7 protein-coding genes are annotated in these 6,101 nt (G+C 33.0%); 1 reads left to right on the plus strand and 6 read right to left on the minus strand.

What is annotated here, in order from left to right:
- Positions 1–424: 424 nt before the first annotated feature.
- The 6 genes from IHO13_RS04120 to IHO13_RS04145 form a co-directional block, all read right to left on the minus strand.
- On the minus strand, positions 425–652 hold the full coding sequence (locus IHO13_RS04120) for a hypothetical protein (RefSeq protein ID WP_225538402.1): 228 nt from the start codon (positions 650–652) through the stop codon (positions 425–427).
- A gap of 889 nt (positions 653–1,541) precedes the next feature.
- Entirely contained in the window at positions 1,542–1,862 is a 321-nt protein-coding gene (locus IHO13_RS04125; protein ID WP_225538403.1) for a hypothetical protein, read from the minus strand.
- Positions 1,863–1,913: 51 nt separating this feature from the next.
- Entirely contained in the window at positions 1,914–2,111 is a 198-nt protein-coding gene (locus IHO13_RS04130; protein WP_225538404.1) for a hypothetical protein, read from the minus strand.
- Between the two features lie 683 nt (positions 2,112–2,794).
- A complete protein-coding gene (recF, locus tag IHO13_RS04135) occupies positions 2,795–3,889 on the minus strand; it encodes a DNA replication/repair protein RecF (protein ID WP_225538405.1) in 1,095 nt (364 codons plus the stop codon).
- A gap of 22 nt (positions 3,890–3,911) precedes the next feature.
- Entirely contained in the window at positions 3,912–4,379 is a 468-nt protein-coding gene (gene bcp, locus IHO13_RS04140; RefSeq protein WP_225538406.1) for a thioredoxin-dependent thiol peroxidase, read from the minus strand.
- A gap of 64 nt (positions 4,380–4,443) precedes the next feature.
- Complete coding sequence (locus IHO13_RS04145) at positions 4,444–5,871, minus strand: sensor histidine kinase (protein ID WP_225538407.1); 1,428 nt, start codon at positions 5,869–5,871, stop codon at positions 4,444–4,446.
- Positions 5,872–5,935: 64 nt separating this feature from the next.
- Between IHO13_RS04145 and IHO13_RS04150 the strand changes: the two genes are divergently transcribed.
- A partial coding sequence (locus IHO13_RS04150) for an aminotransferase class III-fold pyridoxal phosphate-dependent enzyme (RefSeq protein ID WP_225538408.1) occupies positions 5,936–6,101 on the plus strand: 166 nt, incomplete at its 3' end.

Consider the following 6,101-nt stretch of genomic DNA (forward strand, 5'->3'; position numbering starts at 1 on the left):
AAAAGAACTACTTGACAACTTTCGCCATTACCCTTATTATAGTACTGAAGCTATTGTTTATCTTCAGTCCATGCAGATTAAATAACAAAAAAACTCAATGTACTTGGTGTACTATTATTTAATTTTTTCACTATATGCATCTCGTGCCTTTATAAACTTTCAAGGTTTTTATCTAGTATAAGCTAAAATGCGTTTGTTAAAGCGTTTAAGACAATAAAAATTCCAATTTAAAGATAGGTAGTGAATAACTAGCTAACGGGGTTTCTTTTGCCTTTTTTTCTCATTTTGGCAAATTTCTTAAGTGTTTATTGCTAAAGTAACACCTACGACCATCATTTCGCTACGCATTGACGGCTAGGATACTGTAGCGGTATGACTTGGGAAAGCCTTTTCTTGGTCAGCTATGTGAGAATGGTTAAGTTAACTATAGAATGGTATGAAGAATTACATCATCATAACCTGTAAGAGAGAACTTGCTATTTGCATCTGTTATCCTGTATTCTTGATTGACTTCAGAAGTATCATAAATATGGCACTTTATTCCTTTGTGGTAATTGCAACACTTAAACTGATCATTTTCATTAAAATAGCAAAATTTATCAATTAATGTAGCCATTTTCCTATCTTTGTTGTTATTTGTTAATTCGGACACATCAGCTTGATAATGACCTGGAGAGCCTGGTTCATCAAGTCCTTCTATAATGAAAAACGACGGCCAATGGCCAGATAAATCGCTGAGATTGCGGTTATTTCTTTTTTCACATAATTTAAACTTATGAACTTATATTCATCCGAAACATTTGAATATTGCGGATCACATTTTTTATACTCAAAAAACTCATTACCAAATACATTACAAAAGTCAATTTATAATCACCACTGCTAAAACCATTGCCAAATTTAACAACTTTTTAACAATGGAAATTTCTGGGAATAGCCACCTCCTCTTTCGTAACATGATTACGCGCACGGCCAATTGATCATTGAGCATGTAGTAACCTATTTTTGGTAGGTAGCTATGGTCTTACCATCTAAAACAATATTTGCTTCATAGACACCGTCCAGTAATTTTTCTCCTTTTTGCAAAGTAAAATTCTGCTTTGCGTTGTTAATATTTGTTGAGCTGTCTATTGCTGCTCTTTTACAATATTATGAAAATCATTATCACCATTCAAAGCAGTTGTTACTGCATCTTTTAGAACCTGATTACCTGCTATAGCTTTCGTAAACCTTCGTTACTTGCAACTTCAGCTGCCAATGTATTTTATTCGCACCAGTAAGTAATTGAGCAGCTATAGCATCAATTGGTGGACTTTTTCCATCTTTACCAGAATCTCTTTTTACAGTAGTTTAAAAGGTTTCGTCCTTCTTCAAATTAATTGATACTGCATCTCTTAAATTTTGATTGCGTGCCACAGACTTCTGTAGATCTTCATTCTTTGCAACTTCAGTTACTAGCGTATTTCTATTATCGTCGTTCGTTAGTTGAACAGCTACAACATCAGCTGGTGAACTTTCACCATTTTTACCAGGCTTACCCTCTAGACCTGGCTCACCCTGTGGGCCTTGAGAACCCGCTCACCTTTTGGGCCCTTTGTATTCCCTGGATTTTCTCTTAACTTTTCTGCTACTCCTTCCTGTAAATCAGGGTTGTTTACTAAGATTCCTTTACCTTTATCATGCCTTGCTTCCAGAACTGCTTGTCCTAATTCATTTACTTTGTTAGTAATTAATTCTTGAGCAAATTGTGATAGATCTGTATTGTGAATCTTACTAATTAAGCAGTTTAACTTTCTTTTATCCAGATTTACACTATCATCAGTCTCAAGCAGAGCTTCTCTTATATTTGAATTTTCAAGCAATACTGCTTTTAAAACTGAGTTTGCATAGTCTGTAACATTTTTGTACCGTAACTAGTAATTATTCAAACGAGCTCCATTTCTATCAGCAGAGTAAATTAAAAGCCCATCTTTGTCATTCTTTTCAACAACTATTTTATCATCTTTTACAGTGTCACTAAAATTCAAGGGATCCCACATTTCGGCATTGCCTTTGTTGCAGCTTGGAAAGCCCATAGGGGCTAATTTACAAATCTTTGTTAGACCATACATAACTTCCGATATGTAATGGTTACTATAAGCAGATTGATAGCATTCTTCTCTTTTTAACAACTTAAGTTCTTGATTGTAGTATTTCTTTAAATTAAGATTTTCACTAAATAATGATGATTTAGGTAAAGTGATCCATTGATTATTATGGGCAGATACAGCGGTCTTATATTCACAATCTTTATCGAGTATTACCTTTAATTTAACATCTGATAAAGGAATATCTTTCTTTTAGTAGAGCTTTCCGTCTGTCCAGCTATCACAAAAATCATCTCTGCGGAAATTATACTTTGCCTTCTCAACCCATAGTACAAAACTTTCTTGCCCATCTCGTTTAAGAATGCTATATGCTACAATATAAGGACCGCAGAATTTTATTGTTTTTCCTTCACCATCTTTTTTTCAACAAGCTTTATCCTTTTATACTTGGAGTCGTTACCTACTGTATCTTCACTACAGACGATATTGAAAGTGTGTCTACTATTTCCCATAATCAAGATTCAAAAATACCTGGGGTTCTAGCCGCAACACTTAAGAAAAAGCTAACTGACCCAGGAAAAGTGAAGAGAAAGCTAGGAATGTTTTTACAAAAAAAACAATACTAATAAGAAGATTTTATTTAAAATATAAAATTATTATAAATTTATTTCCAAGAAGTTATGCAAGAGATCAGTGAGTAGCTGGAGCTAACTTGAATACATCTCACCCGTTTGTAACTCAATGAACCTGAAAGAATCAACGTAGCTATCAAAATTGTTTCGATCTACGTCAGTTATCCAAGTTTGGCATTGAATACTTAATATTTCCTCTATCAACACCCTCCTATAATGCTCATCCAGATGAGACATTATATCGTCAAGGAGAAGAAGCGGTGCCTTATTGTGGTGAATACACCTTGCTTTTACACTGGATAAGATGATAGAAAGCAGCAATAACTTTTGTTCTCCAGTAGAGCACAAATTTATTGGTATATCTCTTTCTTGGTAAAAAACCTGAAATTTATCATTGTTCACACAAAAGGTTACTCTACCTGTTAACGAGTCTTTTTCTCTATTTTTCTTTAGACGATTCTGAAAATATTCTGCAGTATCGCTTGAAGTTAACTGGCTGCTGAGTTTTAGACTCGCTTTTGGAAAAAACTCAGTGGACTGATTATCAATTATATCTTGCAGTGTTTTTAAAACAGATAGTCGCATACGTAATATATTGACTGCATTAATAGCCATAACATTTTCAAGGCTAGAAAGCCAGTTCTCGTCCAAAATGTTCTCCCTCAGCAGTTTACTCCGCTCGTGTTTGGCTTTCCTATATTTTATATAGCAGTAAGTATAATTTTCTTTAAACAATGAAACTATACGGTCTAAAAATTTTAACCTATCACTTGGAGAACTAAGAAGAATGTAGTCCATTTGCGGAATTAGCCATATCACATTTGATATTCTATACAGCGATGGATAACCTGATTGCATTTTCCCATCAATTTGTATTAGTTTCTTATTAAAGTTCTTTGCAATACCGATTGAATTGAAATCTACTCCATTAAAGAAACCATAGTGCACTGTCCAATTTTCGTTACTGAATTTGTTTTGCATCTCACTAGCTTTTGCTTTTTTCATTCCATTGCTTTTAGCAAGCAACGAAATCGCTTCGAGTATATTAGTTTTACCGACACCATTCTTGCCAATTACCACAACCGAATTGTCACTTGAGTCCAGTTCAAAACTTGAATGGTTACGAAAATTATGTAATTGCAACTTTTTTATGTAGCAATGGGTAGCCATTAGCCTAGATGTTTTTTTTAATTTATATTCTCCTTACTTCCTCTAGAACCTCATCAACATGTCCACTAACTTTTACATTTTTCCAGATCTTTACTACTTTACCCTTTTTATCTATTAAAAAAGTAGTGCGTTCTATTCCCATATACTTTTTACCAAACATGCTCTTTTCTACCCAAACACCATATTTTTCTAGTATTTCAGCATTTTCATCAGAAACTAGATAAAATGGTAGAGAATATTTTACTTTGAAGTTAGCGTGGCACTTAATACTATCTCTTGATACACCGATTATCACTGTATCAAGGAAAGAAAAGTCATCTATTTTATTTCTAAAGTCTTTTGCCTCCATAGTACAGCCTGGAGTGTCATCTTTAGGATAAAAATAAAGAACTACATTTTTTTTATCAAAAAAATCACTCAATGATAAGTTTTCACCGGAATCTGTTGGTAAGCTAAAATCAAGAGCATTATTTCCTACTGCTAATTCCATACCCCGCTCCGTTAATAATATTTGTATGATAGTATATTATAGTCAAAGCTTCTAAGAACTCCAGTTAAAAATCAATCAAATCCTCACATGTTTGCTCTTCATAAGAGAAGTTTAACGTTACCGTAGTACCAAGTTTTGCTTCACTTTTAATATCGAAAGTTCCACCCATTAGCTCTACTAGTTTTTTGCTGAGTGGTAACCCGATGCCCGTACCTTCGTTTCTATATCCTGAATCTGCTTGGCCAAAGACAGACATAACTTTATATATGTCTTGCTGCATTATTCCTATTCCATTGTCATGGAACTCAATAGTTAATAAGTTTTTTTCTATATTCTCTTTAATTACCATTCTTATTAGGCCATCCTTTGGGGTAAATTTGATTGAATTTGATAATAAGTTTATTATAACTTGTTTCATCCTCTTGGGATCTGCAATAACTAATAATTGTTTATTGGGTATCTCCTTTTTTAAACTAATTCCGGTTTCTTTTAATTTGGGTGATAGCATATTCAAACATGAATCTATTATTTTATTCAGGTTAAACTTCACTTTTTCTACTGTTAAACTGCTTGCTTCAGCTTTTGAAAAATCGAGCACATCGTTAATTAAAGCAAGTAAATGTGTCCCTGCATTATATATATCGTCTGCATACTCCTTGTATTGAGCATGATCCATCGAACCTAAAGTTTCATTTTTGATCAGCTCTGCAAATCCAATAATAGCATTAAGTGGCGTGCGCAGCTCATGTGTAACGCTTGCAAAAAACTTTAACTTGTTTGCATTTTCTTGCTCTAACGCCTCTTTCATCTGTTGTAATTCGATATTAGTTTTATGTTGCTTAGCTAGCACTTGGGTATTGGAAAAGTGCAAATAAAGCATTATTAGTATTAAAATTACTAATAATAAGCCCACGAACGTTAAAAATAGGCTATATACCATGACATAAGAGTTATTGTGTTTTTGAATGATCTTTAAAAAAAATGATGGCTTAATGTCACCTTCATGAAATATAGGAAAAGTAGAAACTAGTTTATTTCCTGTAGTATAAAATATCTCTTGGTTGTTTAGTAGCCTATCGATTTCGTCATCTGTAAGTAACTGTTCATAATCATGATCTTGGGTGTTAAAGTGACTGAACATTATTCTGCTATTTTGATCATATAGTATTAAGCTCAAGTTCTTCACTTTGCTAACTGATTGTAATAATTCAGCACGTAACCTTATCAGTTGGTTTATGTAATCAAAGTTCTTGTATTTAATGTGATGCTTTTCTATTAGTAAGTAGTGATACTTTTTTATTATGCTATTTTCCAGTACACTTTTTAAGCCTATACTTGAGTCACGGTAAGAAGAAAGAAAGTTATTCCTTAGTGAATAATTAAAATATATCACACTAAATAAAATCAAAAAAATTGATGAGAATAATGCGATAACTTTTGCGTATCTATTTTTCTCTAGTGCAGAAAGTGTTAGTTTACTTAGTTTATACATATCCTTCTCATTGTGAAATGACGACTTTTATGTTATTAATTAAAATTTAGCATACCATACTTTTATGACAATTTCTCCTATCTTGCCAGTTTATTCTCCTATTAATATAAATTTTTCTTATGGCAAAGGTATTTATTTGTATGATGTTAATGACAAGCGTTACATAGATTTTCACTCTGGAATAGCCGTTAGCAGCTTAGGTCATGCCAATCCGCAATTAATTAGCGCTC

The organism is Wolbachia endosymbiont of Mansonella perstans, from assembly GCF_020278605.1.
Lineage (GTDB): Bacteria > Pseudomonadota > Alphaproteobacteria > Rickettsiales > Anaplasmataceae > Wolbachia.

Coding starts and splice junctions, on each gene's coding strand:
- IHO13_RS04130 (WP_225538404.1), bottom strand. CDS start 2,111: ATGTATGGTCTAACAAAGATTTGTAAATTAGCCCCTATGGGCTTTCCA.
- recF (WP_225538405.1), bottom strand. CDS start 3,889: ATGGCTACCCATTGCTACATAAAAAAGTTGCAATTACATAATTTTCGT.
- bcp (WP_225538406.1), bottom strand. CDS start 4,379: ATGGAATTAGCAGTAGGAAATAATGCTCTTGATTTTAGCTTACCAACA.
- IHO13_RS04145 (WP_225538407.1), bottom strand. CDS start 5,871: ATGTATAAACTAAGTAAACTAACACTTTCTGCACTAGAGAAAAATAGA.